General features: G+C 64.9%; 21 protein-coding genes. 11 read left to right on the plus strand and 10 right to left on the minus strand.

Translation table 11 applies throughout. The annotated features are described in order from the left end of the window. Positions 1-142: 142 nt before the first annotated feature. Both FHT09_RS08510 and tdh read left to right on the plus strand, forming a co-directional pair. Entirely contained in the window at positions 143-2,488 is a 2,346-nt protein-coding gene (locus tag FHT09_RS08510; protein WP_104604324.1) for a TonB-dependent receptor, read from the plus strand. Positions 2,489-3,016: 528 nt separating this feature from the next. Next, positions 3,017-4,051 (plus strand): L-threonine 3-dehydrogenase, encoded by a 1,035-nt coding sequence (tdh, locus tag FHT09_RS08515; protein WP_172641694.1) that lies wholly within the window; start codon positions 3,017-3,019, stop codon positions 4,049-4,051. Between the two features lie 597 nt (positions 4,052-4,648). On the opposite strand, the gene FHT09_RS08520 is transcribed toward tdh, so the two are convergent. The 4 genes from FHT09_RS08520 to FHT09_RS08535 are packed head-to-tail and all read right to left on the minus strand — an operon-like array spanning position 4,649 to position 8,602. After that, positions 4,649-5,680 carry a sulfate/molybdate ABC transporter ATP-binding protein gene (locus tag FHT09_RS08520; protein WP_104604586.1) on the minus strand — a complete coding sequence of 344 codons (1,032 nt, stop codon included), beginning with the start codon at positions 5,678-5,680 and terminating at the stop codon, positions 4,649-4,651. 7 nt (positions 5,681-5,687) lie between these two features. Continuing rightward, entirely contained in the window at positions 5,688-6,641 is a 954-nt protein-coding gene (gene cysW / locus FHT09_RS08525) for a sulfate ABC transporter permease subunit CysW (protein ID WP_104604322.1), read from the minus strand. After that, on the minus strand, positions 6,638-7,498 hold the full coding sequence (gene cysT, locus FHT09_RS08530; RefSeq protein ID WP_104604320.1) for a sulfate ABC transporter permease subunit CysT: 861 nt from the start codon (positions 7,496-7,498) through the stop codon (positions 6,638-6,640). The genes cysW and cysT overlap by 4 nt, the downstream gene beginning before the upstream one ends. A 3-nt stretch (positions 7,499-7,501) precedes the next feature. Next, positions 7,502-8,602 (minus strand): sulfate ABC transporter substrate-binding protein, encoded by a 1,101-nt coding sequence (locus tag FHT09_RS08535; RefSeq protein ID WP_104538400.1) that lies wholly within the window; start codon positions 8,600-8,602, stop codon positions 7,502-7,504. Between the two features lie 89 nt (positions 8,603-8,691). Here FHT09_RS08535 and kbl point away from each other — a divergent pair, with 89 nt between their 5' ends. Together kbl and FHT09_RS08545 are read left to right on the plus strand one after the other, a co-directional pair. Beyond that, positions 8,692-9,900: a glycine C-acetyltransferase gene (kbl, locus tag FHT09_RS08540; protein WP_104604318.1), complete on the plus strand. Its 1,209-nt coding sequence runs from the start codon at positions 8,692-8,694 to the stop codon at positions 9,898-9,900. After that, positions 9,900-10,289 carry an HNH endonuclease gene (locus tag FHT09_RS08545; RefSeq protein ID WP_104604316.1) on the plus strand — a complete coding sequence of 130 codons (390 nt, stop codon included), beginning with the start codon at positions 9,900-9,902 and terminating at the stop codon, positions 10,287-10,289. Before kbl ends, FHT09_RS08545 begins: the two co-directional genes overlap by 1 nt. Here FHT09_RS08545 and FHT09_RS08550 read toward each other — a convergent pair. The 3 genes from FHT09_RS08550 to FHT09_RS08560 form a co-directional block, all read right to left on the minus strand. After that, a complete protein-coding gene (locus FHT09_RS08550) occupies positions 10,243-11,094 on the minus strand; it encodes a pseudouridine synthase (protein WP_104604314.1) in 852 nt (283 codons plus the stop codon). The two genes, FHT09_RS08545 and FHT09_RS08550, sit on opposite strands and share 47 nt — an antisense overlap. A gap of 19 nt (positions 11,095-11,113) precedes the next feature. After that, a complete protein-coding gene (locus tag FHT09_RS08555) occupies positions 11,114-11,629 on the minus strand; it encodes a hypothetical protein (RefSeq protein WP_024938551.1) in 516 nt (171 codons plus the stop codon). 190 nt (positions 11,630-11,819) lie between these two features. Beyond that, positions 11,820-12,917 carry an OmpA family protein gene (locus FHT09_RS08560; protein ID WP_104604312.1) on the minus strand — a complete coding sequence of 366 codons (1,098 nt, stop codon included), beginning with the start codon at positions 12,915-12,917 and terminating at the stop codon, positions 11,820-11,822. A 416-nt stretch (positions 12,918-13,333) separates the two neighbouring features. Between FHT09_RS08560 and FHT09_RS08565 the strand changes: the two genes are divergently transcribed. The 4 genes from FHT09_RS08565 (at position 13,334) to FHT09_RS08580 (ending at position 19,109) form a co-directional block, all read left to right on the plus strand. Beyond that, on the plus strand, positions 13,334-14,356 hold the full coding sequence (locus FHT09_RS08565; RefSeq protein ID WP_104604310.1) for a zinc-binding alcohol dehydrogenase family protein: 1,023 nt from the start codon (positions 13,334-13,336) through the stop codon (positions 14,354-14,356). Positions 14,357-14,671: 315 nt separating this feature from the next. After that, a complete protein-coding gene (locus tag FHT09_RS08570; RefSeq protein WP_104604308.1) occupies positions 14,672-16,711 on the plus strand; it encodes an NADPH-dependent 2,4-dienoyl-CoA reductase in 2,040 nt (679 codons plus the stop codon). Between the two features lie 1,258 nt (positions 16,712-17,969). Beyond that, positions 17,970-18,431 (plus strand): cell wall hydrolase, encoded by a 462-nt coding sequence (locus FHT09_RS08575; RefSeq protein WP_104538406.1) that lies wholly within the window; start codon positions 17,970-17,972, stop codon positions 18,429-18,431. Positions 18,432-18,494: 63 nt separating this feature from the next. After that, complete coding sequence (locus FHT09_RS08580; RefSeq protein ID WP_104604306.1) at positions 18,495-19,109, plus strand: glutathione binding-like protein; 615 nt, start codon at positions 18,495-18,497, stop codon at positions 19,107-19,109. 184 nt (positions 19,110-19,293) lie between these two features. On the opposite strand, the gene FHT09_RS08585 is transcribed toward FHT09_RS08580, so the two are convergent. Continuing rightward, a complete protein-coding gene (locus FHT09_RS08585) occupies positions 19,294-20,280 on the minus strand; it encodes a malate dehydrogenase (protein ID WP_104604304.1) in 987 nt (328 codons plus the stop codon). A gap of 116 nt (positions 20,281-20,396) precedes the next feature. After that, positions 20,397-20,891, minus strand: a complete 495-nt coding sequence (locus FHT09_RS08590; RefSeq protein WP_104538409.1) for a peptidylprolyl isomerase — start codon at positions 20,889-20,891, stop codon at positions 20,397-20,399. Between the two features lie 218 nt (positions 20,892-21,109). On the opposite strand from FHT09_RS08590, the gene typA reads away from it, so the two are divergent. From typA to FHT09_RS08605, 3 genes are all read left to right on the plus strand, one after another. Next, complete coding sequence (gene typA / locus FHT09_RS08595) at positions 21,110-22,939, plus strand: translational GTPase TypA (RefSeq protein WP_104538410.1); 1,830 nt, start codon at positions 21,110-21,112, stop codon at positions 22,937-22,939. Positions 22,940-23,009: 70 nt separating this feature from the next. Further along, positions 23,010-23,429, plus strand: a complete 420-nt coding sequence (locus FHT09_RS08600; protein ID WP_181126412.1) for a DUF2127 domain-containing protein — start codon at positions 23,010-23,012, stop codon at positions 23,427-23,429. A 106-nt stretch (positions 23,430-23,535) separates the two neighbouring features. Beyond that, on the plus strand, positions 23,536-25,128 hold the full coding sequence (locus tag FHT09_RS08605) for an amidase (protein WP_184416963.1): 1,593 nt from the start codon (positions 23,536-23,538) through the stop codon (positions 25,126-25,128). Here the strand turns inward: FHT09_RS08605 and FHT09_RS08610 are convergent. Beyond that, entirely contained in the window at positions 25,118-26,245 is a 1,128-nt protein-coding gene (locus tag FHT09_RS08610) for a mechanosensitive ion channel family protein (protein WP_166774923.1), read from the minus strand. The two genes, FHT09_RS08605 and FHT09_RS08610, sit on opposite strands and share 11 nt — an antisense overlap. Positions 26,246-26,265: the final 20 nt, after the last annotated feature.

Raw genomic sequence — 26,265 nt, forward strand, 5'->3', positions numbered from 1 at the left:
TACCACACGTATAGCGGGCAAGCACGACAGTTTTGCGACAGCCACCGTCATCAATGTTTCATACGTCGTTGACACCCTGCGTCGCGAAACGCCGGTCCTGCACCGTGCGTTGCCCTCAGCCGTGCTCGAACAGGATTCCCCCATGACTTCCGCTCGCCGTTTCCGTGTCACTCCGCTGGCGCTTGCCCTGGCCGCGATGCTTCCCGTCATCGCCTCTGCCGCCACACCGGCGGCCGACCCGGTTGCCGGTGCAGACGCGCCGGTAGCCGATGCCCCGGTCACCGCGGCCGATGCCGCCACCAATGCCACCCAGCTGGATGCGATCAACGTGGTGTCGCAAGGCAGCACCCGCCAGGTCCAGCGCATCAGCCGGCAGGACATCGAGCAGCTGACACCGGGCAGCAGCGCCTTCAAGGCAGTGGAAAAGCTGCCGGGCGTGCAGTTCCAGTCGGCCGATCCGTTCGGCACCTACGAGTGGTCCACGCAGGTGACCCTGCATGGCTTCGATCAGAGCCGCCTGGGTTACACGCTTGATGGCATTCCGCTCGGCAACATGAGCTACGGCGTCACCAACGGCCTGCATATCACCCGCGCCATCATTTCGGAAAACCTCGGCTCGGTGGAAATCGCGCAAGGCGCCGGCGCGCTCGGCACTGCATCCAACACCAATCTCGGCGGCACCATGCAGTTCTACTCGGCCGACCCGCAGACCACGCCCGGCCTGCGCCTGGTGCAGACGGTCGGCAGCGATGCCACGCGCCGCACCTTCGTGCGCGGCGACACTGGCGATCGCAACGGCCTGTCGGCGTACCTGTCCTATGCCAATGCCAGTACCGACAAATGGAAAGGCTTCGGCGACCAGCAGTCCGAACAGGCCAACCTCAAGACCGTCTACCAGTGGGGCGACGGCAACCGTCTGAGCCTGTTCGTGGATACCTCGCGGCGCAAGGAGTACGACTACATGGACCTGTCGTTAACCAGCCAGCGCGCGCTGGGCTGGGACTACGACTATCTGCAGCCGGATTGGGCCACCGCGGTACAGATGGCGCGTGCGTATCAGAACACCGGCGCCACCAGCGGCGTGGCCAACGGCTATCCGCAATCGCTGGCCGGGCTGCCCGACGATTACAGCTGGCTCGATGCCAGCTACTACGCCGGCGGCGGCCTGCGCCGCGACAACCTTGCCGGGCTGTCGGGCACGTTCGTGTTCGGCGGCGCCACCCTGGATGCCACCGGCTACTACCACGGCAATCGTGGCGAAGGTCAGTGGGTAACGCCGTATGTACCGACGTCTGCGCAGGTTCCGCTGTCCATGCGCACCACCGACTACGGCCTGGATCGTTACGGCGGCACCAGCGCACTGAAGTGGTCGTGGGGCAACCACGATCTGGAAGCGGGCCTGTGGGCGGAAAACGCACGCACCACGCAGCAGCGCAACTACTTTGCGCTCGGCAACGAGGGCTACACCTCGCTGTACGACGTGTACGAAGTGCAGACCCCGTTCCGTCGCGATTTCCTGCAGCGCTATACCACCCAGACCCGCATGCTGTACCTGCAGGACACCGTGCGCCTGCTCGACGATCGACTGACCCTCAACTACGGCGCAAAGGCGCTCAGCACCACCACGCGCGCACAGTCGCTGCTGCCGACCACCGCACTGGCGCAGGGCCGTATCCGTGCCGAGGACAACTTCCTGCCGCAGGTCGGCGTGAACTACAAGCTGGACGAGCGCCAGGACCTGTACGCCTCCTACAGCAAGAACATCGCCGCCTTCGGCTTCACTCCGTTCGGCACCTCGCAGGCCGCCTTCGATCGCAGCCGTTCCACGCTGGAACCGGAACAGTCGCAGACCGTGCAGGTGGGTTACCGCGTGCAGGATGCGCAGTTCCAGCTCTCGGCCGACGCCTACTTCACCAAGTTCTCCAACCGCTTGTTGACCACTTCGCCGTGCACCGCGGTGCAGACCTGCGCGGCGATCCTGAGCAATGTCGGCGCCGTGCATAGCGCGGGTGCCGACCTGGCCTTGATGTGGCGCCCGCTGGAAGGCCTGAGCTGGTTGAACTCATTGTCGTGGAACCGCTCGCGTTATCGGGACGATTACCTCAACAACGGCGTGGTCGCCACCTCCGGCAAGGACGTGGTCGGCATCCCCGCGTTGATGTTCTCCTCCAGCGCCAGCTACCAGCTCGGCAACCTGCGCCTGGATCTGGACGGCAAGTACGTCGACAAGCGCTACATCACCTTCCTCAACGATTCGCAGGTGCCCTCGTACTGGCTGTTCAATGCGGGCGCGCGTTACGACTTCGGTCGCGTGAGCGGGGTGGCCGACGTGGCGCTGGCGCTCAACATCACCAACCTCACCGACAAGCGCTATTTCGCCAGCACCGGCACCAACGGCTACGTCGCCTCCGATCCGGATGGCTACAACCAGACCATGGTGGTCGGCGCACCGCGGCAGACCTTCATGAGTCTGGACGTGAAGTTCTAATTCGCTGGCGCCCTTTGCCTCTCCCCGGGACGGGAAGGCACGGCTTGCGCGCCACCGGCACGCGCCTTAGAGCGCCCCGCTGCCAGAGCGGGCAGGGGCGCGGAGCGGGGGTTTTGAGGGTGAGGGTGACGCCGACGATTCACCCTGGCGACGCGTGGCGACGCGCTTGCCGTCGCAGGCGGTGACAGATCTCGAGGCGCCCTTCATCCGGCGCTTTGCGCCACCTTCGCCTCGTGAAGAGGCCAATGTCCCGGAGGGAGAAGGAAGATCAAAGCCCCTCTCCCTTCGGGAGAGGGGTTGGGGTGAGGGTACGGTGCGAAGCTCTTGTGTATTCCAACCGCACGAGGCGTCGCTCGCCCCCCGCATCCGGCGTTGCGCGCCATCTTCTTCCGATGGGAGACGGGCGGCACCGGCCCTAACCCGCCATGATCCGTGTCGGCCAACACCGCCATTCCCGCACCGCCGCATGGCACCGACCTCGCGCCGCATATAATCGGCGCCTTACTTTCACTCAGCAGGTCCCGCCAGATGGCGCAGACGATGAAGGCGCTGGTCAAGCGCGAAGCGAACAAGGGCATCTGGCTGGAACAGGTCGCCGTCCCCAGCCCCGGCCCCAACGAGGTGCTGATCAAGCTGGAAAAGACCGCAATCTGCGGCACCGATCTGCATATCTACCTGTGGGACGAATGGAGCCAGCGCACCATCAAGCCCGGCCTGACCATCGGCCATGAGTTCGTCGGCCGCGTGGCCGAGCTCGGTTCGGCGGTGACCGGCTACCAGGTCGGCCAGCGCGTGTCGGCCGAAGGCCACATCGTCTGCGGGCATTGCCGCAACTGCCGCGGCGGCCGCCCGCACCTGTGCCCGAACACGGTCGGCATCGGCGTCAACGTCAACGGCGCCTTCGCCGAATACATGGTGATGCCGGCCAGCAACCTGTGGCCGATCCCCGACCAGATTCCCTCCGAACTGGCCGCGTTCTTCGACCCTTACGGCAACGCTGCGCATTGCGCGCTGGAATTCGACGTGATCGGCGAGGACGTGCTGATCACCGGCGCCGGCCCGATCGGCATCATTGCAGCTGGCATCTGCAAGCACATCGGTGCGCGCAATGTGGTGGTTACCGACGTCAACGACTTCCGCCTCAAGCTGGCGGCCGACATGGGCGCCACGCGCGTGGTCAACGTATCCAAGACCTCGCTCAAGGAAGTGATGGCCGACCTGCACATGGAAGGCTTCGACGTGGGCCTGGAAATGAGCGGCAATCCGCGCGCCTTCAATGACATGCTCGACTGCATGTACCACGGCGGCAAGATCGCCATGCTCGGCATCATGCCGCGCGGCGCCGGTTGCGACTGGGACAAGATCATCTTCAAGGGCCTCACCGTGCAGGGCATCTACGGCCGCAAGATGTACGAGACCTGGTACAAGATGACGCAACTGGTGCTATCGGGCTTCCCGCTGCACAAGGTGCTGACCCATCAATTGCCGATCGACGACTTCCAGAAGGGCTTCGACCTGATGGAAGAAGGCAAGGCCGGCAAGGTCGTGTTGAGCTGGAACTGATCGGCCAATGCGTTTCAACACAAAAGGCGCCGCAAGGCGCCTTTTGCATGTCCATCTTCAGAGCGCAGCTGACGCAACAGGCAAAGCTCACTGGTCGAGCGCGCGGCGCACTTGCCACACTCGGGACACGCCGTGAATCCGTTCCTGGAGGCTTCGTGGCGGCATCCATGCCGCCAAGGGTCCCGCAACCGGCAAGGACACCGACCGAGAGTTGGTGGGTTGCTGCTTGAAAGCTTGTCCGTCGATCCGCTTGCATTAGAAACACGACTGGACGCGGCGTTATCCGAGCAGCGGACGTTGTGCCTGCTCGCACCATACACACCGACCATCTCGACGGGCCCTTGTCAGCCTACCGTCGCGGGGCCATACGCGGCATGGATGCCGCGTAAGAGCCTACATGGACGTACTTGCGCTCGCTGGTGTCGTAATAGCCCACGCTCAAGCCCCTGCGGACCGAAGGCCTTGCCACCATTCACGCCGAAGTCGTTGTAGTCATATCTATCTCACTCAACGAGAAGGTATAGACGCCAGCTCCGCACGGGATTTGCTACGGCCAAGCGCATCGCTGCCAATCCGAATCATCAATCCCAGCCTCAATCAGGCCGGGAACACGCCAAAATGTCGCGCGGCCAGCAACAACTGCTGCCCGGGCTGAAAGCTCCCCGCCGATGCCGGCAGCTCCACTTCTATTTCATTACCAGCCGGCTCCAGCGTTGCGCGCAGACGCAGACGCGCACCGCTGCGCTGCGACCAGGCCACCGTGGCCGGCCATCCAGCGTCGTCCGGCACCAGATCTTCCGGCCGCACGTAGACCTCTACCGGGCCGGCCGCCAGCGCGGTGTCGACTGCCGGCAAGGCATGCCCGGCGACCTGGATCTGGCCTTGCGCCAACACACCGGGAATGCGGTTCACCGCACCCACGAACGAATACACGAACGGCGAGGCCGGCTTGTCGTAGATCATCGCCGGCGTGTCGAGCTGCTCGATACGGCCACGGTTGAGGATCGCCACCCGGTCGGCCAGCTCCAGCGCCTCTTCCTGGTCGTGGGTGACGAACACCGTGGTCAGGCCGGTCCGTTCGTGCAGCTCGCGTAGCCAGCGGCGCAGGTCGCGGCGCACCTGCGCATCCAGCGCACCGAACGGCTCGTCCAGCAGCAGCACGCGCGGCTCGATCGCCAGCGCGCGCGCCAGCGCCACGCGCTGCCGCTGACCGCCGGACAGCTGGGTGGGATAGCGCTGCTCCAGACCCTGCAACTGCACCAACGCAAGCAGCTCCTCCACACGTGCGCGGATACGCGCTTCGGCCCAGCGCTCGGGACCGCGTCGCACCCGCAGGCCGAAGGCGATGTTCTCGAACACGTCCATATGCTTGAACAGCGCGTAGTGCTGAAACACGAAGCCGACCCGGCGCGACTGCACGCTCATGCGGGTGGCGTCTTCGTCGCCGAACAGCACCTGCCCGCCATCGGCATGCTCCAGCCCGGCCATGATCCGCAGCAAGGTGGTTTTGCCCGAACCGGACGGCCCCAGCAAGGCCAGCAACTCGCCCTGACGCACGTCCAGGGTGATGTCGTCCAACGCGGTGAACGTATCGAACTGCTTGCGCAGGCGGTGGATGCGGATGCCCATGTTCACCTCAATGTCGGTGGTTGGCGGCAAGCGAATCGCCGTGCCGCCATTCCAGATACGTCTTCAGCGCCAGCGTCAGCAGCGCGGTCAGCGCCAGCAACGAGGCACACGCGAACGCGGCGCTGTAGGCGTATTCGTTGTAGAGAATTTCCACGTGCAAGGGCAGCGTGTTGGTACGCCCGCGGATATGCCCGGACACCACCGACACTGCACCAAACTCGCCCATCGCACGTGCCGCGCACAGCAACACGCCGTACAGCAGGCCCCAGCGGATGTTCGGCAAGGTCACCCGCCAGAACATCTGCCAGCCGTTGGCGCCCAGGCTCAATGCGGCCAGTTCTTCATCGCTGCCCTGCTGTTCCATCAACGGCATCAACTCGCGCGCGATGAACGGGAACGTGACGAAAGTCGTCGCCAGCACGATGCCGGGCAACGCAAACACGATGCGCGGCAGCTGGATCAGCATCTCGCCAAAGAACGGCAACTGCAGCCGCCAGCCTTCGTCGATCAACGGCCATGCCCAGCCACTGCGGCCGAAGATCAGCACGAAGATCAGACCCGCCACCACCGGCGATACCGAGAACGGCAGGTCGATCAGGCTGATCAGCAAGCGTTTGCCGGGAAATCGATGCTTGCTGACGGCCCACGCCGCCGCCACGCCGAACACCAGATTCAGCGGCAGCACGATGGCAGTGACGATCAAGGTCAGCTTGATCGCCGACAACGCGTCCGGGTCGACGATCGCGCGCAGGAAGGTGTCCCAGCCACCGCGCAGCGCCTCGGCGAACACCAGCACCAACGGCAGCAACAAAAACGCCAGCAGAAACAGCAGCGCCCCCGCAATCATCAACCACTGCACCCAACGCGGCTCGTTGGTGGCCGACTCGGTGATGCGGCGCGCCTGTTCGGTCATCTGGCGGGTGTGCAACATGGCGGGCAGCGGCGAAACAGCATCGTTCATGCAGTCCTCCGTTGATAACGCAGCAGGCGTGCCTGCAGCGTATTGACCACCAGCAGGATCACGAACGACAGCAGCAGCATCGCCGCGGCAATCGCGGTGGCACCGGCGTAGTCGAACTCTTCCAGCCGGATGGTGATCAGCAGCGGCGCGATCTCGGTGGAATTGGGCAGGTTGCCGGCAATGAAGATCACCGAACCGTACTCGCCAACCCCACGCGCGAACGCCAGCGCAAATCCGGTCAGGACCGCCGGCCACAGTCCCGGCAGCACCACCCGCCACACGGTCTGCCAACGCGACGCGCCCAGCGTGGCGGCGGCCGCTTCCAGCTCGCGTTCGCTCTCGGCCAGCACCGGCTGCACCACCCGCACCACGAACGGCAACCCCACGAAGACCAGCGCCAGCACGATGCCCAACTGGGTGTAGGCGACCTTGATGCCGATCGCCTCCAGCCAACGCCCGACCCAGCCGTTGCCGCCGTACAGCGCGGTCAGCGCGATGCCGGCCACCGCAGTCGGCAACGCGAACGGCAGATCGATTACCGCATCGAACAGGCGCTTGCCCGGGAAGCTGTAGCGCACGAACACCCATGCCACCCCGGTGCCCATCACCGCATTGAAGGCGCCGGCCGCAAATGCGGTGCCGAAGCTCACCCGCAGCGCCGACAGCACGCGCGGCTCGCTCCATACCCGCCACAGGCCGTCCCAGCCCAATCCGCTGGTCTTGATGAAGACGCCCAGCAGCGGGATCAGCACGACCAATCCCAGCCAGGTCAGCGTGATTCCAAGACTCAAGCCCAGCCCCGGCATCACGCGTCGGCGCGGTGACGGCGCTTGGTGGGGTGCAACCGACATCGGCATTGCCTACTTTTTTGCCTGGATCTGATCGAATACGCCGCCGTCGGCGAAGTGTTCCTGCTGCGCCTTGTCCCATGACCCGAACGCATCCTGGATGGTTACCAGCTTGATGTCCGGGAACCTTGCCAGATCGGCAGGGTCGGCAAATTCCGGATGACGCGGGCGATAGAAATGCTTGGCCGCCAGCTTCTGCCCCTGCGGCGCGTACAGGTAGCGCAGATAGGCCTCGGCCACCTCGCGGGTGCCGTGCTTGTCGACGTTCTTGTCGACCAGCGCCACCGACGGCTCGGCCAGGATCGACAGCTTGGGCACCACGATTTCGAACTTGTCCTTGCCCAGCTCTTCGCGTGCCAGCAGCGCCTCGTTTTCCCAGGCCAGCAACACATCGCCGATGCCACGTTGCACGAACGTGGTGGTGGCGCCGCGCGCACCGGTATCCAGCACCGGCACGTTGCGGAACAGCGCCTGCATGTAGCGCATGATGCGCTCGCGGTCGCCCTTGAAGATGTGGTCGGCATAGGCCCAGGCGGCCAGGTAATTCCAGCGCGCGCCACCGGAGGTCTTGGGGTTGGGCGTCACCACCGCCACGCCGGAGCGCAGCAGGTCCGGCCAATCGTGGATGTTCTTCGGGTTGCCCTTGCGCACCAGGAACACGATCGTCGAGGTGTAAGGCGCGCTGTTGTCGGGCAGGCGCTTTTCCCAGTCGCTGTCGATCAGCTTGGCTTTTTCGGCGATCGCATCGACGTCGTAGGCCAGCGCCAGCGTGACCACATCGGCCTCGATGCCGTCGATCACCGCACGTGCCTGTTTGCCGGAGCCGCCGTGCGAGGTCTCTACCGTGACGGTGTCCTGCGGATGCTGCTGCTTCCACTGCGCGGCAAACGCGTTGTTGTAGTCGCGGTAGAACTCGCGGGTGGGATCGTAACTGACATTGAGCAGGCCGATGTCGCGCGCGCCTGCCGGGCCGGCCAGGACCAGCAGGCTGCACAACACAGTCGCCATAAGACGGAAGCGGGGGTGGGTCACAGCAATCTCCAGACCGTTGGGGCGCAGCTGAACAGCAAGCATGCCATGCTGCGCAGCGGCACGCAGGCGGTGAAATGACATCAAGGCCGCACCTTATGCCGATTTTGCATGACGTAGTGGTATGCCACCGTGATCGTTAAAATCATGCGTCTCCTGCCACTGCGACCGCCATGACCAACGCTCCCGCTGCGCTGACTGCCCATTACGCCGCCGAACTGGAAACCATCCAGGCCCAGGGCCTGTTCAAGTCCGAGCGCATCATCACCGGCCCGCAGTCGGCCCGGATCACCATGGCCGATGGCCGCAGCGTGCTCAACTTCTGCGCCAACAACTATCTGGGCCTGGCCGACCACCCGGACATCATCCAGGCCGCCAAGGACGCGCTGGACACGCACGGCTTCGGCATGGCCTCGGTGCGCTTCATCTGCGGCACCCAGGACCTGCACAAGCAGCTAGAGCGCACTATTGCCGACTTCTTCGGCACCGAGGACACCATCCTCTACGCGGCCTGTTTCGATGCCAACGGCGGCCTGTTCGAACCGCTGCTCGGCGAAGCGGACGCGATCATTTCCGACGCGCTCAACCACGCCTCGATCATCGACGGCGTTCGCCTGTGCAAGGCCAAGCGCTTCCGCTACGCCAACTGCGACATGGCCGACCTGGAAGCGCAGCTGCAGGCGGCCGATGCGGCCGGCTGCAAGACCAAGCTGATCACCAGCGACGGCGTGTTCTCGATGGACGGCTTCATCGCCCCGCTGGACGAGATCACCGCCCTCGCCCGCAAATACAATGCGCTGGTGCATATCGACGAATGCCATGCCACCGGCTTTCTCGGCGCCACCGGCCGCGGCTCGGCCGAGGTCAAGGGCGTGCTGGACCAGATCGACATCATCACCGGCACGCTGGGCAAGGCGATGGGCGGCGCACTGGGCGGTTTCACCACCGCCAAGCGCGAAGTCATCGAACTGCTGCGCCAGCGCTCGCGTCCCTACCTGTTTTCCAACTCGCTGCCGCCGCACGTGGTGGCCGCCGGCATCAAGGCCTTCGAGATGCTGGAAGCCGCCGGCGATCTGCGTACGCACCTGGTCGACAACACCCGCTACTTCCGCGCGCGCATGACCGCCGCCGGCTTCGACCTCAAGCCCGGCGTGCATCCGATCAGCCCGGTGATGCTCTACGACGCGCCGCTGGCGCAAAAATTCGCCAAGCGGCTGCTGGAAGAAGGCATCTACGCGATCGGCTTCTTCTTCCCGGTGGTGCCCAAGGGCCAGGCGCGCATCCGTACCCAGATCAGCGCCGCGCACACCCGCGAGCAGCTGGATCAGGCGATCGACGCGTTCATCAAGATCGGGCGCGAACTCGACGTGATCCAGCACTGATGCGCACGGCGCTGCGCCAACGGCTGCTGCTGGCGGCGCAGACCGACACCCAGGCGCAGCTGTTGGACGGCAACTGGGAAACCCGCTGCCTGCATTGCCGTCGGCGCCTGCAGCTGCGCGCCGATGGCGAGCCGCACGGGCATACCACGCTGGAACACGTGGTCCCGCAGGCCTGGTTCGGCCGTCGCGCGGCGACGGCCCTGTGCGCGCTGGTCGGCGACGATGCGAATGCGGCGCGCAATCTCGCCCTGGCCTGTGCCGGCTGCAATCACGCCAAGGGTCGGCACCACGATGCCAACGGTGCCGGCGACGCCCGCGCCGTCGAGGTGGTCAGCGCCTTGCTCAGCGCGCGCTTGGCGCGCTGGCGGGAGCCACCGTCAGCGCACTGACTTCCTCTGGGCTGAGCATCCGCCACGTCCCCTTGCCCAGCTCGCCCATCGCCAGCGACCCGATCGCCACCCGCACCAGCCGCAGCACACCGATCTCCACCGCGGCCAACAAGCGGCGAATCTGTCGATTGCGGCCTTCGTCCAGCACGATCTCCAGCCACGCATTGCGCTCGCCTTCGCGCAGCACTCCGACCCGCTTGGCGCGCAGCAGCACGCCCTCGCCCTCCGGATCGGGGTCGACCATGCCGGCCTGCAGCTGCGCCAGTTGCGCAGCGCTCGGGCGGCAATCGATCTGCACGTGATAGGTCTTGTCTGGCCCGGTCGCCGGGTCGGTCACTGCCGCCGCCCATTGCGGGTCGTTGCTGAAGAGCAGCAGGCCTTCGCTGGCCTTGTCCAAGCGCCCGACCGGGGCGATCCACGGCAAGCCGGCACCATCGAAGCAGCGATACACCGTGTCCCTGCCCTGCTCGTCGCGTGCGGTGGTGACCACGCCGCGCGGCTTGTTGAGCATCAGATAGCACCGCGCCGGCCCGGCCAACGGCTGCCCATCGACACGGATGGCGGACTGCTGATCGGCACGGATCGGATACTCGGGATCGTGCACCACACGTGCCGCCACGCTGACCCGCCCGTCGGCGATCCAGCGCGCCGCTTCGGTACGCGAACACACGCCCAGTTTGGACAGCACGCGCGCCAGCCCATGGCGTGGCGCGGTGGTTGCCACGGTCGTAGCGGAGACGCGCGACGGGCCCGCCGGACCACGCGTGCGCTGCCGGGACGTCGCCGGCGCAGGCCGCCGGGTCATGCCGTCCCGACCGCGCCGCTTACTTGTTTTCGACCGACTTGGCGTCGGCCGCAGGCGTTGCAGTTGCCGCAGCAGCCGGCGCCGGCGCCGCCACCGGACGCGCCTTGACCACACGCACGCCACGCGCCTTCATCCAGGCGTCGAATTCTTCGGCGGTCATGCGCTTGCCGTTCTGGCTCATGTCAAAGCGCCACGGGGTGTTGTCGAATGCGGTGGTGGCCTTGTAGGCAGCCGGATCGTTCGGATTGACGGTGCCACCGGGCGGAATAACCTTGGCCAGATCCTGGCAGCCTTCCACGCGCAGACGCAGCAACACGCGGTCCACCGACTGCTCAGTGGTATAGGGCTGTGCCAGCACGCCGGTGGGCATGCCCAGCTGCACGCTACGGGTGTAGAACTCGGCGGCTGCCGGCGCAATGACGGTAGCGGGCAACGGCAGTGGCTGGGACACCGTGCTGCCGGCGCAGTTCGGAGCGGCGTAGGCGGCGGGAATCAAGGCGAGACAGAGCAATCCTGCCGTGGCAGTACGCAGCATCGGGTTCTTCCAGTTATGAGTGTGGTGTTGACGCGGCGAGTGTAGGCAGCGATGAACGCCGTTTCAACCGGCACCGCGCTTGTATGGCAACACAGACAGCATTGGCACCGTCCAGGCGCCGGTTTTCGGTTCCCACAAAGACAAAACCCGGCGCGAGGCCGGGTTCTGTATGCAGCAGCTAGCGGTCCAATTAGTTCTGGACGTTCAGCTCGGTACGACGGTTCTTCGCACGGCCTTCCGGATTGTCGGAACCATCCGGGTTGGCGTTCGGAGCAATCGGACGGCTCTCGCCGTAGCCGATCGGACCAACCAGACGCGACGCATCGACGCCGTTCTTGGTCAGGTAGTCGTACACGGTGGTCGCACGACGCTCGGACAGCTTCTGGTTATACGCGTCGGTACCCTTCGAGTCGGTGTGACCGGCAACCTCGACCTTCAGGTCGGGGTAACGCTTCAGGATCTCGGTCGCTTCGCTCAGGATCGAGACGGCGTCCGGACGCAGGGTCGACTTGTTGAAGTCGAAGTTCACGCCCTTCAGGTCGATCGACACAGGCACCGGGCAACCGTCCGGACCGATGGTCTGGCCAGGCTGCGAAGCCGGGCACTTGTCGTCGCAGTTGTTGACGCCGTCACCGTCGTCATCCAGGTCTGCGCAGCTCGGAGCAACCGGAGCCGGAGCCGGCGGCGGAGCGGTCGACGGAGCCGGTCCCAGCGGGATCACGACGCCGACCGAAGCCAGCACGTCGCCGAACCAGTCTTCCTGCGGAGCAGCGACGCTCTGGTCGTTGAAGTCAGCGCGGTAGGCCAACTCGGCACGCACGGCGACGCGCTTGTCGAAGGTGGTCTGCAGACCGACACCAGCCTTGGCGGCAAAGTTGCCGTCCTTCTGCTGGCCCGGCGAAACCGGGTTCGGGGTGGCGTCGAACTCTTCTTCCGAACGCTGATAGCCCAGACCGAACAGCAGGTAGGGGTTCCAGCCGCGGCCTTCCTGGATGAAGTGGCGACGCAGGTCGAACGAGATGCCGTACTGGCTCCAGTTCTGATCCTGGTTGGCATCGAAGTTCGGGTTCTGATAGTTCAGCTCGCCGTCGATCGACCAGTTCGGGCTAACGAACTTGCCCAGGCCCAGGGTGACGAACGGGGCGTCATTGGTCAGACGATCGCTGTCCTGGAAGTTGAAGCCAGCGCCACCGGTCAGGTACCAACGGTCATCGAACTCCTGCGCGGAAGCAGCCTGGGCAACCGCCAGACCACCGAGCAACGCGGCAGTGAGAATTTTCTTGTTCATGTGTATACAGCTCCTTCTTTGGGAGATAAAACCGATAGAGGCGTTGTTCTTGGTAAAGATGCTCGTCACATCCAGAGCCATCGGGGCGCAGATTAAGCCGGCCTTAGTGAAGATCGCGTTAACGGTCATATAACATGTGAAAGCAATCACCAGGGCCAGCAATGCCGTTCAATACTACGTATACAGTTTCATGAAGGAAAGGACCGGGCACTCAGTTTGCATATCTGGCCTGCATGAACCGCAGCCCAATTAAGTGAGTTGAATACGACGGCGGGTCGACTCCGGCGGCGGACTGCGCAGCGACGCAAAAACCACATTGGTGAACGCCAGGCCCCGTGCGAGCTGAATTAGGAGGGGTGTGGTTGCAACGTGACGTCTGCACAACGCACCCTGAACTCCCCATATGGAGCGACCAGATGAAAGCTGTCGTCATCACCCGCCATCTTCCGATCGACGATCCCGCCGCCCTGCTTGACATGGAACTTCCGGCCCCGTCGGCTCCCTCCGGATATGACTTGTTGGTGCGTGTCGAGGCGATCTCGGTCAATCCGGTCGACACCAAGGTGCGCGCCCCCAAGCCGCAAACGCTGGATGCGCCGAAGATCCTGGGCTATGACGCGGCCGGAGTCATCGAAGCGGTAGGTCCCGATGTCACCGCGTTCGCGGTCGGCGATGAGGTGTATTACGCGGGCGATATCGGACGACCTGGCAGCAATGCGCAGTATCAGTTGGTCGATGCGCGCATCGCAGGCTGCAAGCCCACCTCGCTCAGCTTCGCCCAGGCAGCGGCCCTGCCGCTGACCACGTTGACCGCGTGGGAGCTGCTGTTCCATCGCATGCCGTTCTCTTTCGACGGCGCACGCAATCGCGGCAGGCACGTACTGATCATCGGTGGCGCGGGCGGCGTGGGTTCGATCGCCATCCAGCTGGCGCGGCATGCCGGCTTCAGCGTGATCGCCACGGCCTCGCGACCGGAAACCATCGAATGGGTGCGGCAGATGGGCGCCCAGCATGTCATCGACCATCACCAGCCGTTGCATCCGCAGTTGCAGGCCCTGGGGATGCAGAACGTGGACGTAGCGCTCAACCTGGCCGACACCGACCGCTACTGGGAGCAGTTGGGTGAGATCCTGGCACCGCAGGGGCATGTCGGCTTGATCGTGGAGCCGCGTGGCCCGCTGTCGATCGGCGATCCCTACAAATCAAAATGCATCGGCATCCATTGGGAACTGATGTTTACCCGCGCCCGCTACGCAACCGAGGACATGGTCGAGCAGCACCGCATTCTCAACCGCGCCGCCAGCCTGATCGATGCGGGCGAGTTGCGCACCACGCATACCGAGACACTGTCGCCCATCGATGCGCACCAATTGCGCGAGGCACATCGACGCCTGGAAAGCGGCAGCACGATCGGCAAGTTGGTACTGGCGGGGTGGTGATGGGCGTTACCGCTTGAGTTCGGCTGCTGCATGGGGCACCGGCCTGTTGGCCCGCACATACGCCACTGATCAGGGCGTCGGCAAGCGCCGGATCGAGCGTCAGCCATCCAGAAGCCCCCGATGGGCGTCTTCTTGGCGTGGCTGGTCGGGTTTAGCAGGTGTGGAGCGCCTCAGCTGGTGCGCGGCCCAGAGCGCAAGCCAGCCGCCCCGACCTCCCCGGCCCCACGCTGCCGATAGCGGCGGCGCGGCGTCAAGACTTGCCGTCACGCCCGTTTGCCTGCATCGTGCGCACTCCGTACGCCAGCGTATCTTGCCATGTCGCCCGCCACCGGCCCGTCTGTCTCGTCCTACCCGCACCTGTTCGCACCGCTCGATCTGGGCTTCACGCAACTGCGCAACCGCGTCCTGATGGGCTCGATGCACACCGGTCTGGAAGACCGTGCGCGCGATTTCCCCAAATTGGCCGTGTATTTCGCCGAGCGCGCTGCCGGCGGGGTCGGTTTGATCGTCACCGGCGGTTTTTCGCCGAACGTGGTGGGTTGGCTCAAGCCGTTCGGCGGCAAGCTGTCGTGGCCGTGGGAAGTGCGCCCGCATCGTCAGGTCACCCAGGCGGTACATGCGCACGGCGCCAAGATCTGCCTGCAGCTGCTGCATGCCGGGCGCTACGCCTATCATCCGCTGTCGGTGGCGCCGTCCAGACTCAAGGCGCCGATCAATCCGTTCACCCCACGCGCGCTATCGGCACGTGCGGTGGACCGGCAGATCGCAGCCTACGCGCGTGCGGCGCGGCTGGCGCGCGACGCCGGCTACGACGGGGTGGAGGTGATGGGATCGGAAGGCTATCTGATCAACGAATTCACCGCTGCGCGTACCAACCAGCGCAGCGATGCCTGGGGTGGCGATGCGGCCAAGCGCATGCGCTTTGCGGTGGAGATCGTGCGACGCATCCGTGAGGCCTGCGGGCCGGACTTCATCATCATCTACCGGCTGTCGCTGGTGGACCTGGTCGAGGACGGCAACCATTGGCAGGACATCCTGACGCAGGCGCAGGCAATCGAGGCGGCTGGCGCGACCATCATCAATTCCGGCATCGGCTGGCACGAAGCACGCATCCCGACCATCGCCACCTCGGTACCGCGCGCGGCATTTGCCGGTGTGACCGCCAAGCTCAAGCCGCACCTGCGCATTCCGGTGGTGGCCACCAACCGCATCAACATGCCCGAAGTGGCCGAACGCATCCTGGCCGACGGCGCGGCCGACATGGTGTCGCTGGCGCGCCCGCTGCTGGCCGACCCGCAGTGGGCCAACAAGGCCCGCACCGGCCAGTCGCATGCCATCAACACCTGCATCGCCTGCAATCAAGCCTGCCTGGACCATGTGTTCGACAACAAGCTGGCGAGCTGCCTGGTCAACCCACGCGCTGCGCACGAAACCGAACTGATCTATGCACCGACTGCCAACCCCAGGCGCATTGCGGTGGTCGGTGCCGGCCCGGCCGGCCTGGCGTGCGCGACGGTGGCCGCCGAGCGCGGTCATCGCGTCACCTTGTTCGATGCAGGCCATGCAATCGGCGGGCAATTCAACGTCGCCAGGCGCATCCCGGGCAAGGAGGAATTCAACGAGACGCTGCGCTACTTCGGTCACCGCATCGACGCGACCGGGGTGCAGCTGCGCCTGAATACCCATGTAGAAGCGGCAGACCTGAAAGACTTCGACGAGATCGTGCTGGCCACCGGCATCGAGCCGCGCAAGGTGGACTTCCCCGGCGCCGATCACCCGATGGTCGTGAGTTATCTGGACGTGGTGCTGGGCCGCCATGTCGCTGCCGACAGGGTCGCGATCATCGGGGCCGGCGGGATCGGCTTCGATGTCGGCGAATTTCTCGTGCACACAGGGCCATCGCCGTCGCTGGACCCTGCACGCTGGATGGCCGAATGGGGCGTGGACCCCAGCTTCGAGACAGCTGGCGCATTGGCCAGACCGCAGCCCGAGGGCCCAACCCGTCAGGTCTGGCTGCTGCAGCGCAGCCCCGGCAAACCCGGCGCGCGCCTGGGCAAGACCACCGGCTGGATCCACCGCGCCACGCTCAAGGCCAAGGGCGTCAAGATGCTTGGCGGTGTGGAATATCTGGGCGTGGACGACGCCGGGCTGCGGATCCGCGTGGAAGGTACGGAACAGCTGCTCGATGTCGGCACGGTGGTGATCTGCGCCGGCCAGGAACCGCGCCGCGACTTGCTTGCCGCGCTGCAGGCGGCCGGCCAACAACCGCATCTGATCGGCGGTGCGGATGTCGCTGCCGAACTGGATGCCAAGCGTGCGATCAATCAGGCGTGCCGATTGGCGGCTAGGTTGTGACGCGCGTTGCCGCGAAGCGCTGAAAGCCACAGCAGCCTGCTCGCGATACCGGCACGAACCCGTGTGCGAGTGTCGTGGCGCCTGACTCACTCAACGTCAACGCTGGTAATGGCGTTAGTGAGCGATGACCGATCCGTCCATCCGATGCCAGCGCGAGTTTGTAGGCCGAGATCCGAGTGGCCAGATCGGTGCGAATCCCGACGCTGCCATCGATCGCGCCGGTGACAATGCGAATGCCGCTGGCCTGCATGTCTGCATGTCTGCATGTCTGCATGTCTGCATGTCTGCATGTCTGCATGTCTGCATGAAATCATCTCGCACCGTGTCGAACTTGATGCGTGTGATTCAACACGCCTGATACGTTCGAACATGCACAGCGTAAATGAGCAAAAGTGCAGCAAGCGTGCGATGCAGTCGCCACTCGGTCAACGCAGATGCGCCACTGATACCGTCGAAAAAATCGTGCCGATAGTTCTGGCGACTTCGGCTGCATATCTTCGTGCGGACATTACAGCCCATCTGAAACGCCATTGAGTCATTGCTGCGGGGTGTGCACGCAGGCGTTGGCGAGCGACTTGATGATGCAGTGCGAGAGCAAACAACCTTGTGGCGCTTTTTGCCTACCTCCATCAATTTTGCGTCGGGCAATTCGGCGGCCTCCTTTAGTGCGTGCAACCCCGGATTCTGCGATGCGCAAGCAAGCGCGCAATGCGCGATCCTATCAGCAGCAGACATCGGGCACTGACAGTGCCTTCATGCACCTGCGTGTGCATCTCGATGTGTAGCCACTACTGCAAGACACCATCGCACAAGCACATTCATCGGTGACGATGACGTGTAATGTAGACTTGAGATGGTGCCGCATCTGTAGCCCAGCGCAACGCATGACGTCTCGCTGACAACTACGCAAACGCATACCGTTGCATGCACCCTGCGCCAAGATGTCTTGCGACATCCGCTGTCGCCACCGCGATGCGACGCATTCAACGAAGGGGCGCGTTGTGTAAGCGAGCAAAGCCGTAGATGCCCCAAGCGATCACACACGTCAACCTGCCTATTCAGCCGCGATTCTGTGATCGACGCCTACCTTGCGCCAACTTTTTGACCCGCCGCATCTGGTGGGCACCTCCGGTAGATCTTCTTTCGCCGGAGACCGGGCGACCCGTGGCAGGTCGCCTCCCCATGACGCCAAGCCCTCTGCACTGGTGCATCCACATTGGATGCCCTGCGGATCGGCCCATACGGAGCAAGGAGTTATATGAAACTGGTTTGGATACTTTGGCTGTCGCAGTTGTTGCCGCAGCCGGCTGCAGATTCGTTGTGCTTGAGCACCACCGTGTACCTGGAAGCGCGTGATCAGACCTTGCGCGGCCAGCAAGCCGTCGCCGAAGTTGCGTTGCGTCGGCTGGATAGCGGTTTGTGGGGCGATTCGATGTGCCAGGTAGTCACCGCGCGCAAGCAGTTCGCGCCCACCATCGTGGCTCCGGGAACGCAACTGAAAAACGACGATGCCTGGAACAAGGCGCTGGATGTGGCGATGGCTGCAGAGCGCAACTGGGCGCTGCCGGTGGGTCAACGCAAGGAAATCGTGCCGGGCGCCAGTCACTTTGCCGCAAGCGCGATCGCAAGCCCAAGCTGGCGCAACGCGTACCAGGTGGCCACCATCGGCGACCACACGTTCTATCGCGTACAGAAGCTGCGCCCGCGCACCGCATCCTGACGCTGCCCACGCACTCACGCGTTGCCGCTAAGCTTGCGTCTTCGTTCCTGTGCGGAAATTCTCATGAAGCTGTACACCAAGCCGGGCGCGTGTTCGCTGGCGGATCACATCGTGCTGCGCTGGTCGGGGCTGCCCTTCGATCTGCAGGTGGTCGACGCCGCCACGATGAAGTCCCCCGAGTATCTGCGCCTCAACCCGGCCGGCGCCGTGCCGCTGCTGGTTGTCGACGACTGGGCACTGACCCAGAACGCCGCCATCCTCAACTACATCGCCGACATCGCACCGCTCACCGGCCTGTCCGGCGATGGCACCGCGCGCAGCCGCGCGGAGATCAATCGCTGGATCGCCTTCGCCAACGCCGATGTGCATCCGGCCTTCAAGCCGATCTTCGGCAGCACCGCCTATCTGCAGGACGACGCACTGATCGCGCGCAGCCATGACGACGCACGCAGCAAGTTGCGCACCTTTTACGAACGTGTCGACACGCATCTGCAGGGGCGCAACTGGCTGGCAAGCGATACCCACACCGGCGCCGATGCGTATCTGTTCGTGACGCTGCGATGGGCGCAGAAGGTGGGCGTGGACCTGAGCGGCCTGAGCGCGGTGGATGCGTTCGTGCAGCGCATGCTGGACGATGCGGATGTGCAGGCCGCATTGAAGGCCGAAGGTCTGGCCTGAGTGCATCGCACCAGCCAATCGGTGCGGCGGCCATACGTCTCGCACCGGTTTTGCAACACCGATGGACATGCTTGTGTCCTTTCCGCGCCGCAGCCACCGCGTCTCGCGCACTGCATCGCATAAGCGCACATAAAAAACGCCGGGCACTGCCCGGCGTTTTTGCTACAGCAGCAAGGCAAAAAACTCAGCCCAGCAGATGCGATACGCCGCTGCGCTCTTCTTCCAGCTCGGCCAGGGTCTTGTCGATGTACTTCTGGCTGAAGTCGTCGATCGGCAGATCCTTGACCAGGGTGTACTCGCCGTTGGCGGTGGTCACCGGGAAGCCGAAGATCACGCCTTCCGGAATGCCGTAGGAGCCGTCGGACGGCACGCCCATCGTCACCCACCTGCCGTTGCTGCCCAGCACCCAGTCACGCACGTGATCGATGGCGGCATTGGCGGCCGACGCAGCCGAGGACAGGCCGCGCGCTTCGATGATCGCCGCGCCGCGCTTGCCCACGGTCGGGATGAAGGTGGACGCGTTCCATTCCTGGTCATTGATCGCATCGCCGATGGACGCACCATCGGCGGTGGCGAAACGGTAGTCCGGGTACATGGTCGGGCTGTGGTTGCCCCACACCACCAGCTTCTCGATGCCGCCGACCGGCTTGCCGAGCTTCTGCGACAGCTGGCTGAGCGCGCGGTTGTGGTCCAGACGCAGCATGGCGGTGAAGTTCTTCGGGCTCAGATCCGGCGCCGACTTCATCGCAATGTAGGCATTGGTGTTGGCCGGGTTGCCGACCACCAGCACCTTGACGTCACGCTTGGCGACCTTGTTCAGCGCCGCGCCCTGCGCGGTGAAGATCTTGGCGTTCTCCAGCAGCAGGTCCTTGCGCTCCATGCCCGGGCCGCGCGGACGCGCACCGACCAGCAGGGCGACGTCGATGTCCTTGAACGCCACTTCGGCGTCGTCGGTGCCGACCACGCCGGCCAACAACGGGAATGCGCAGTCTTCCAGCTCCATGATCACGCCCTTGAGCGCGGCCTGGGCCTTTTCATTGGACAGTTCCAGCAATTGCAGGATCACCGGCTGATCCTTGCCCAGCATTTCGCCGGAGGCGATGCGGAACAGCAGGGCATAGCCGATCTGGCCGGCAGCGCCGGTCACGGCAACACGAACAGGTGCTTTCATGGGGAGTTTCCTCTGCTAAAAAACGTGGGTGGAGGTGAACGCTGGCGTGGCGCAGGGCCTGGCGGCGCGCAGTGACAGACGAACGGCCGCACAGGGCGGCCGTTCGGGGAACGACATCAGGCGGCGAGGATCTTGTTCCACTCCGCGACGCGGTCGGCCTTGGCGGCCAGCACGGCGTCGGTATCGCCTTCGATCGTCACCTTGTTGATCACATCGCCCTGGGCGACGGCGTCGACCACGTCCAGGCCCTGGGTGACCTTGCCGAACACGGTGTGCTTGCCGTCCAGCCACGGGGTGGCGGTGTGGGTGATGAAGAACTGGCTGCCGTTGGTGTTGGGGCCGGCATTGGCCATGGACAGCACGCCGCGGTCGTGACCGACGCCGTTGTTGGCTTCATCCTCGAAACGGTAGCCGGGGCCGCCGCGGCCGGAGCCTTCCGGGCAACCGCCCTGGATCATGAAGTCGGCGATGACGCGGTGGAAGCTCAGGCCATCGTAGAAGCCGCGCTGGACCAGGTTGACGAAGTTGGCGACGGTCAGCGGGGCCTTGTCGGCGAACAGCTCGACCGCGATCGGGCCGCGGGTGGTGTCGAAATGGGCAATCAGGGACATGGAAATCCTTGCAGGTTTCAGGGTGTATGACAGCCCATTAGGATACACCCGGCCGTGCAGGCGACCGTGCAGGCTGGACCATCGTCGGGGGTGCCGGATCAAGCTGAATGGGCGTTTTGGACCGCCCGGCGGCCGAACGCAACGGCACGGCAACGAAACCGCTATAATGTCGGGCTTACCTCATCTCAAGACTGGCGCCAGACAGGGGCCCTTTCCGCATGTCTATCGAAAAACTCCGCAATATCGCCATCGTCGCGCACGTCGACCATGGCAAGACCACCCTCGTCGACTGCCTGCTGAAGCAGTCCGGCACCCTGTCCGAGCGCACCGTGCTGGCTGAGCGCGTGATGGACAGCAACGACCAGGAAAAGGAGCGTGGCATCACGATCCTGGCCAAGAACACGGCCATCACCTGGAACGGCAACCGCATCAACATCGTCGACACCCCCGGACACGCCGACTTCGGTGGCGAAGTCGAGCGCGTGCTGTCGATGGTGGACTCGGTGCTGATCCTGGTCGACGCGATGGACGGCCCGATGCCGCAGACCCGCTTCGTGACCCAGAAGGCGTTCGCGATGGGCTTCAAGCCGATCGTGGTGGTCAACAAGATCGACCGTCCCGGCGCACGCCCGGACTGGGTCATCGACCAGGTGTTCGACCTGTTCGACAAGCTCGGCGCCACCGACGAGCAGCTGGACTTCCCGATCGTCTACACCTCCGCCCTGAACGGCTACGCCAGCCTGGATTCGAGCGTGCGCGACGGCGACATGACCGCGCTGTACGAAGCGATCATGCAGCACGTGTCGGCACCGGACGTGGATCCGGACGGCCCGTTCCAGATGCGCATCAGCCAGCTGGACTACAACAACTTCGTCGGCGTGATCGGCATCGGCCGCATCCAGCGCGGCGTGCTGAAGAAGAACATGCCGGTCAGCGTGATCGACCGCGAAGGCAAGAAGCGCCAGGGCAAGGTGCTGCAGGTGCTGGGCTTTTTGGGCCTGGAGCGCATCGAGCAGGACACCGCCGAGGCCGGCGACATCGTGGCCATCTCCGGCGTGGCCGAGCTGACCATTTCCGACACCGTGTGCGCGCTCGACGCCCCGGAAGCGCTGCCGGCGCTCACCGTGGACGAGCCCACCATCTCGATGACCTTCCAGGTCAACAACTCGCCGTTCGCCGGCAACAAGGACCTGTCCGGCGGCAAGTTCCTGACCAGCCGCCAGCTGCGCGACCGTCTGGACCGCGAGAAGGTGCACAACGTGGCACTGAAGGTCGAGGAAGGCTCCGATGCCGACAAGTTCCTGGTCTCCGGCCGTGGCGAACTGCATCTGTCGGTGCTGATCGAGAACATGCGTCGTGAAGGCTACGAGCTGGCCGTGTCGCGTCCGGAAGTGATCATCAAGGAGATCGACGGCAAGCAGATGGAGCCGATCGAACAGCTTGTGGTGGACATCGAAGAACAGCACCAGGGCGGCGTGATGGAAAAGCTGGGCACCCGCAAGGGCCAGCTGAAGAACATGGAGCCGGACGGCAAGGGCCGCGTGCGCCTTGACTACATGATCCCGGCGCGTGGCCTGATTGGCTTCCAGAACGAGTTCCGCACCCTGACCCAGGGATCGGGTCTGCTGTTCCACGTGTTCGACCATTACGGCCCGAAGGAACAGGGCGCCATCGCCAAGCGCCAGAACGGCGTGATGATCGCCAATGCGCCAGGCGCCACCCCGGCCTATGCGCTGGGGCCGCTGGAAGAGCGTGGCCGCCTGTTCGCTGCCGAAGGCGACAACGTGTACGAAGGTCAGCTGGTCGGCATCCACTCCAAGGACAACGACCTGACCGTCAATGCGATCAAGACCAAGCCGCTGACCAATATGCGCGCCTCGGGCAAGGACGATGCGATCAAGCTGACGCCGGCGATCAAGTACACCCTGGAGCAGGCACTGGACTTCATCGAAGACGACGAGCTGGTGGAAGTCACCCCGAAGGAAATCCGCCTGCGCAAGAAGTTCCTCACCGAAAGCGACCGCAAACGCGCTGGCCGTTCCGGCTAAGCACGGGCAGTTCATCTCCGTGAGCAACACGCCCTACAGCCCGGATCCGCGTGCGCATCCGGGTCTGCATGTGATCGCATTGCTAGAGGCGGTCAAGGGGACGCTTGCGCTGTTGGCGGCAACGGGCCTGGAAATTCTGGGCCCGCTCCCGCTGCAGAACGCGGTCAGCACGCTGATCCGCCGCTTCAATCTGGACCCCGAGCACGGCGCCCTGCCGTCGTTGCTCAAGACTATCAGTCCCGACGCCGTCCATCTGGCCGCTGCCGCAATGCTGGCGTATGGCCTGTTGCACGTGGTGGAAGCCTGGGGTCTGTGGCGTGCCAAGGCCTGGGCGTCGCTGTTGGGCTGCCTGTCGGCGGCCATCTACCTGCCTTTCGATATCTACGCCATCGTCCGCCATCCCGGCTGGACCGCCTGGGGCGTGCTGGCGATCAATCTGATCGTGGTCGGCGTGCTGGCACGCGATCTGATCAGGCGCCGGCATCGCTGACGCATCCTGCCCGCCTGCGGGCAGCTCATACACGTTGTCACCCCGACGCAGCGCCGTTAGCCTGCCAACAGTCCTCCGGGGAACACCGCCAATGCGATCCACCACCTTGTCCTTCGCGCTGCTGCTTGCGCTGTGCGGCTGTGCGCATGCCGATAGCCTGACCCCGGCCAGTGCCACCGCAGCCACTGCCAGGCAAGACGATCTGATCGATGCCGACATCATCGGCCTGCAGGCACGCATGGCTGCCGGCAAGACCAGTAGTTTGGATCTGACCCGCGCGTACCTGCAGCGCGTCGCGATCATCGATCGCGCCGGCCCCACCCTCAATTCAGTGATCGAACTCAACCCGCAAGCCGAAGCCGACGCGCGTGCATTGGACGCCGAACGCCTCGCCGGCCACGTGCGCGGGCCCCTGCATGGCATTCCGGTGTTGCTCAAGGACAATATCGATGCGCTGCCGATGGCCAACAGCGCCGGCTCGCTGGCCCTGGCCGATTTCAGGCCCGGCCGCGACGCGTTCTTGGTGCAGCGCTTGCGCGCCGCCGGCGCGGTGATCCTGGGCAAGACCAACCTGAGCGAATGGGCCAACTTCCGTTCCACCAAATCCAGCTCCGGCTGGAGCGCACGCGGCGGGCTGACCCGCAATCCGTACGCGCTGGATCGCAATCCCTGCGGCTCCAGTGCCGGCACTGGCGCGGCGATCGCCGCCAGCCTGGCCACGGTCGGCATCGGCACCGAAACCGACGGCAGCATCACCTGCCCGGCCTCGGTGAACGGTCTGGTCGGGCTCAAGCCGACCGTGGGCCTGGTCAGCCGCGACGGCATCATTCCAATCTCTGCCAGCCAGGACACCGCCGGCCCGATGACGCGCAGCGTCGCCGATGCGGCCGCCGTGCTGCAGGCGATTGCCGCGCCCGACCCGCAGGATCCGGCTGCGCGCACTGCGCCAGCGTCCCCACCAAACTACTTGCCCGACGGCCTGCGTAGGGCGCGCCTGGGCCTGCTGCGCAATCCCTTGCGCGAAGATCCAGCCATCGCCGCCACGCTGGAGCGCGCCGTGCAGACCCTGCGCGCCGCCGGCGCCACCGTCATCGAAACCAGCCTGACAACCGATGGCAAGTGGGATGCCGCCGAGCAAACGGTCTTGTTGGTCGAGTTCAAGGCCGGCCTGAACGCGTATCTGCGCAGCCACACCGCTCCGGTGTCGAGTCTGGAGCAGTTGATCGCCTTCAATCGCAGCCACGCGCAACGCGAGATGCCCTACTTCGGGCAGGAGCTGTTCGAGCAGGCGCAGGCCGCGCCGGGACTGGACGACGTCGCGTATCTCACGGCCCGGGCCACTGCCAAACGGCTGGCGGGGCCGGAAGGCATCGACGCCGCGCTGCAGGCCAATCGCCTGGACGCGCTGATCGTGCCGACCACAGGCGCTGCCTGGGTCACCGACCTGGTCAGGGGCGATACCTTTCCCGGAGCCGGCTACGGTGCGGCTGCGGTGGCCGGTTATCCCAGCCTGAGCGTGCCGATGGGACAGACCCAGGGCCTGCCGCTGGGCTTGTTGTTCATGGGCAGCGCCTGGAGCGAGCCGCGCCTGATCGAGCTGGCCTACGCCTACGAACAACGCAGCAAGGCGCGTGTTGCGCCCGGCTATGCGCCGACTGCGCCAGGCGCGTCGGCGGCCATGCCGGCGCTTACACCGTAGTCGCAGGCTCGCCGTCTTCGGCACCGGGCGAGCGCACGCTCTCCTGGGCGATCGGCGCGGCGGCGCGCAGGGGTGGCTTTTCCTGCGCGGCGATTTCGGCGCGGATCCTGGGCAATGCGTAAGGGTGCTCTCGGGTCAGGAAGTCGATCATGCGCTCGCGGCTGATGCAACGCAGATCGAACGCATCGCCGGAATTGCGCGCACTCACCAGCAGGCGCACCTGGATCGTACTCTCGCTGGTCTCTGTCACCTGGGTCACGCATACCCGTCCGTCCCAGAGCGGCTCGCTCTTGCAGATGCGCTCCAGCTCGGCGCGCACCGCCGCGATCGGGGTACGGTAATCCAGCCACAAAAACGCGGTACCGAGCAGATCGGCGCTGCTGCGTGTCCAGTTCTGGAACGGGTGCTCGATCCACCAGGTCAACGGCACCACCATGCGCCGCTCGTCCCAGATCCGCACCACCACATACGAGCTGCCGATCTCCTCGATGCGGCCCCATTCGCCCTCCACGATCACCACATCATCCAGCCGGATCGGCTGGGTCAGGGCAATCTGCAGACCGGCAATCAGGTTGCCGAACACCGGCTTGGCCGCGATACCGGCCACCAGGCCGATGATGCCGGCCGATGCCAGCAGCGTCTTGCCGATCTGGCGCACCTGCGGGAAGGTCAGCAGCACCACCGAGATGCCGAGCAGGATCACCGCGCCCATCACCACCCGGCTCAGCACGCGTGTCTGGGTCTGGATGCGCCTTGCGGTGAGGTTGTCGGAGACTTCGATGGGGTTGCTGCGCAGGATCGCCATCTCGCCGGCGGACACTGCACGTACCAACAGCCAGGTCACGCAGCCGACGATGCCGACGTGCAGCAGATGCTGCACCGCTACCAGCCCGTTGCCGGAGAGCGGGGTCGCCTCGGTGGCGATGCCCAGAAACAGCAGCGGCAGGATGAAGGCGGCCGGCAGCGTGACCACGCGGATGATGCGAGCACGGCGATAGTCGCGGCCCTGCATGCGGCGAAACAGCCACAGCATCAACGACCAGGTGACGATGCCCGCCAGCAGCGCGGCACCAAGCGGGATTGCGTATTCGCGGATGACGTTCCAATCGGCAGTCAAACCGTTCCTCCTGTGGGGGG

Source organism: Xanthomonas sp. CFBP 8152 (assembly GCF_014199025.1).
In the GTDB taxonomy this organism is placed as follows: domain Bacteria; phylum Pseudomonadota; class Gammaproteobacteria; order Xanthomonadales; family Xanthomonadaceae; genus Xanthomonas; species Xanthomonas arboricola_B.

Bases quoted from the DNA above. Each gene is read 5' to 3' on its own strand.
- FHT09_RS08510 (WP_104604324.1), top strand. From the start codon at position 143: ATGACTTCCGCTCGCCGTTTCCGTGTCACTCCGCTGGCGCTTGCCCTG.
- tdh (WP_172641694.1), top strand. From the start codon at position 3,017: ATGGCGCAGACGATGAAGGCGCTGGTCAAGCGCGAAGCGAACAAGGGC.
- FHT09_RS08520 (WP_104604586.1), bottom strand. From the start codon at position 5,680: ATGGGCATCCGCATCCACCGCCTGCGCAAGCAGTTCGATACGTTCACC.
- cysW (WP_104604322.1), bottom strand. From the start codon at position 6,641: ATGAACGATGCTGTTTCGCCGCTGCCCGCCATGTTGCACACCCGCCAG.
- cysT (WP_104604320.1), bottom strand. From the start codon at position 7,498: ATGCCGATGTCGGTTGCACCCCACCAAGCGCCGTCACCGCGCCGACGC.
- FHT09_RS08535 (WP_104538400.1), bottom strand. From the start codon at position 8,602: ATGTCATTTCACCGCCTGCGTGCCGCTGCGCAGCATGGCATGCTTGCT.
- kbl (WP_104604318.1), top strand. From the start codon at position 8,692: ATGACCAACGCTCCCGCTGCGCTGACTGCCCATTACGCCGCCGAACTG.
- FHT09_RS08545 (WP_104604316.1), top strand. From the start codon at position 9,900: ATGCGCACGGCGCTGCGCCAACGGCTGCTGCTGGCGGCGCAGACCGAC.
- FHT09_RS08550 (WP_104604314.1), bottom strand. From the start codon at position 11,094: ATGACCCGGCGGCCTGCGCCGGCGACGTCCCGGCAGCGCACGCGTGGT.
- FHT09_RS08555 (WP_024938551.1), bottom strand. From the start codon at position 11,629: ATGCTGCGTACTGCCACGGCAGGATTGCTCTGTCTCGCCTTGATTCCC.
- FHT09_RS08560 (WP_104604312.1), bottom strand. From the start codon at position 12,917: ATGAACAAGAAAATTCTCACTGCCGCGTTGCTCGGTGGTCTGGCGGTT.
- FHT09_RS08565 (WP_104604310.1), top strand. From the start codon at position 13,334: ATGAAAGCTGTCGTCATCACCCGCCATCTTCCGATCGACGATCCCGCC.
- FHT09_RS08570 (WP_104604308.1), top strand. From the start codon at position 14,672: ATGTCGCCCGCCACCGGCCCGTCTGTCTCGTCCTACCCGCACCTGTTC.
- FHT09_RS08575 (WP_104538406.1), top strand. From the start codon at position 17,970: ATGAAACTGGTTTGGATACTTTGGCTGTCGCAGTTGTTGCCGCAGCCG.
- FHT09_RS08580 (WP_104604306.1), top strand. From the start codon at position 18,495: ATGAAGCTGTACACCAAGCCGGGCGCGTGTTCGCTGGCGGATCACATC.
- FHT09_RS08585 (WP_104604304.1), bottom strand. From the start codon at position 20,280: ATGAAAGCACCTGTTCGTGTTGCCGTGACCGGCGCTGCCGGCCAGATC.
- FHT09_RS08590 (WP_104538409.1), bottom strand. From the start codon at position 20,891: ATGTCCCTGATTGCCCATTTCGACACCACCCGCGGCCCGATCGCGGTC.
- typA (WP_104538410.1), top strand. From the start codon at position 21,110: ATGTCTATCGAAAAACTCCGCAATATCGCCATCGTCGCGCACGTCGAC.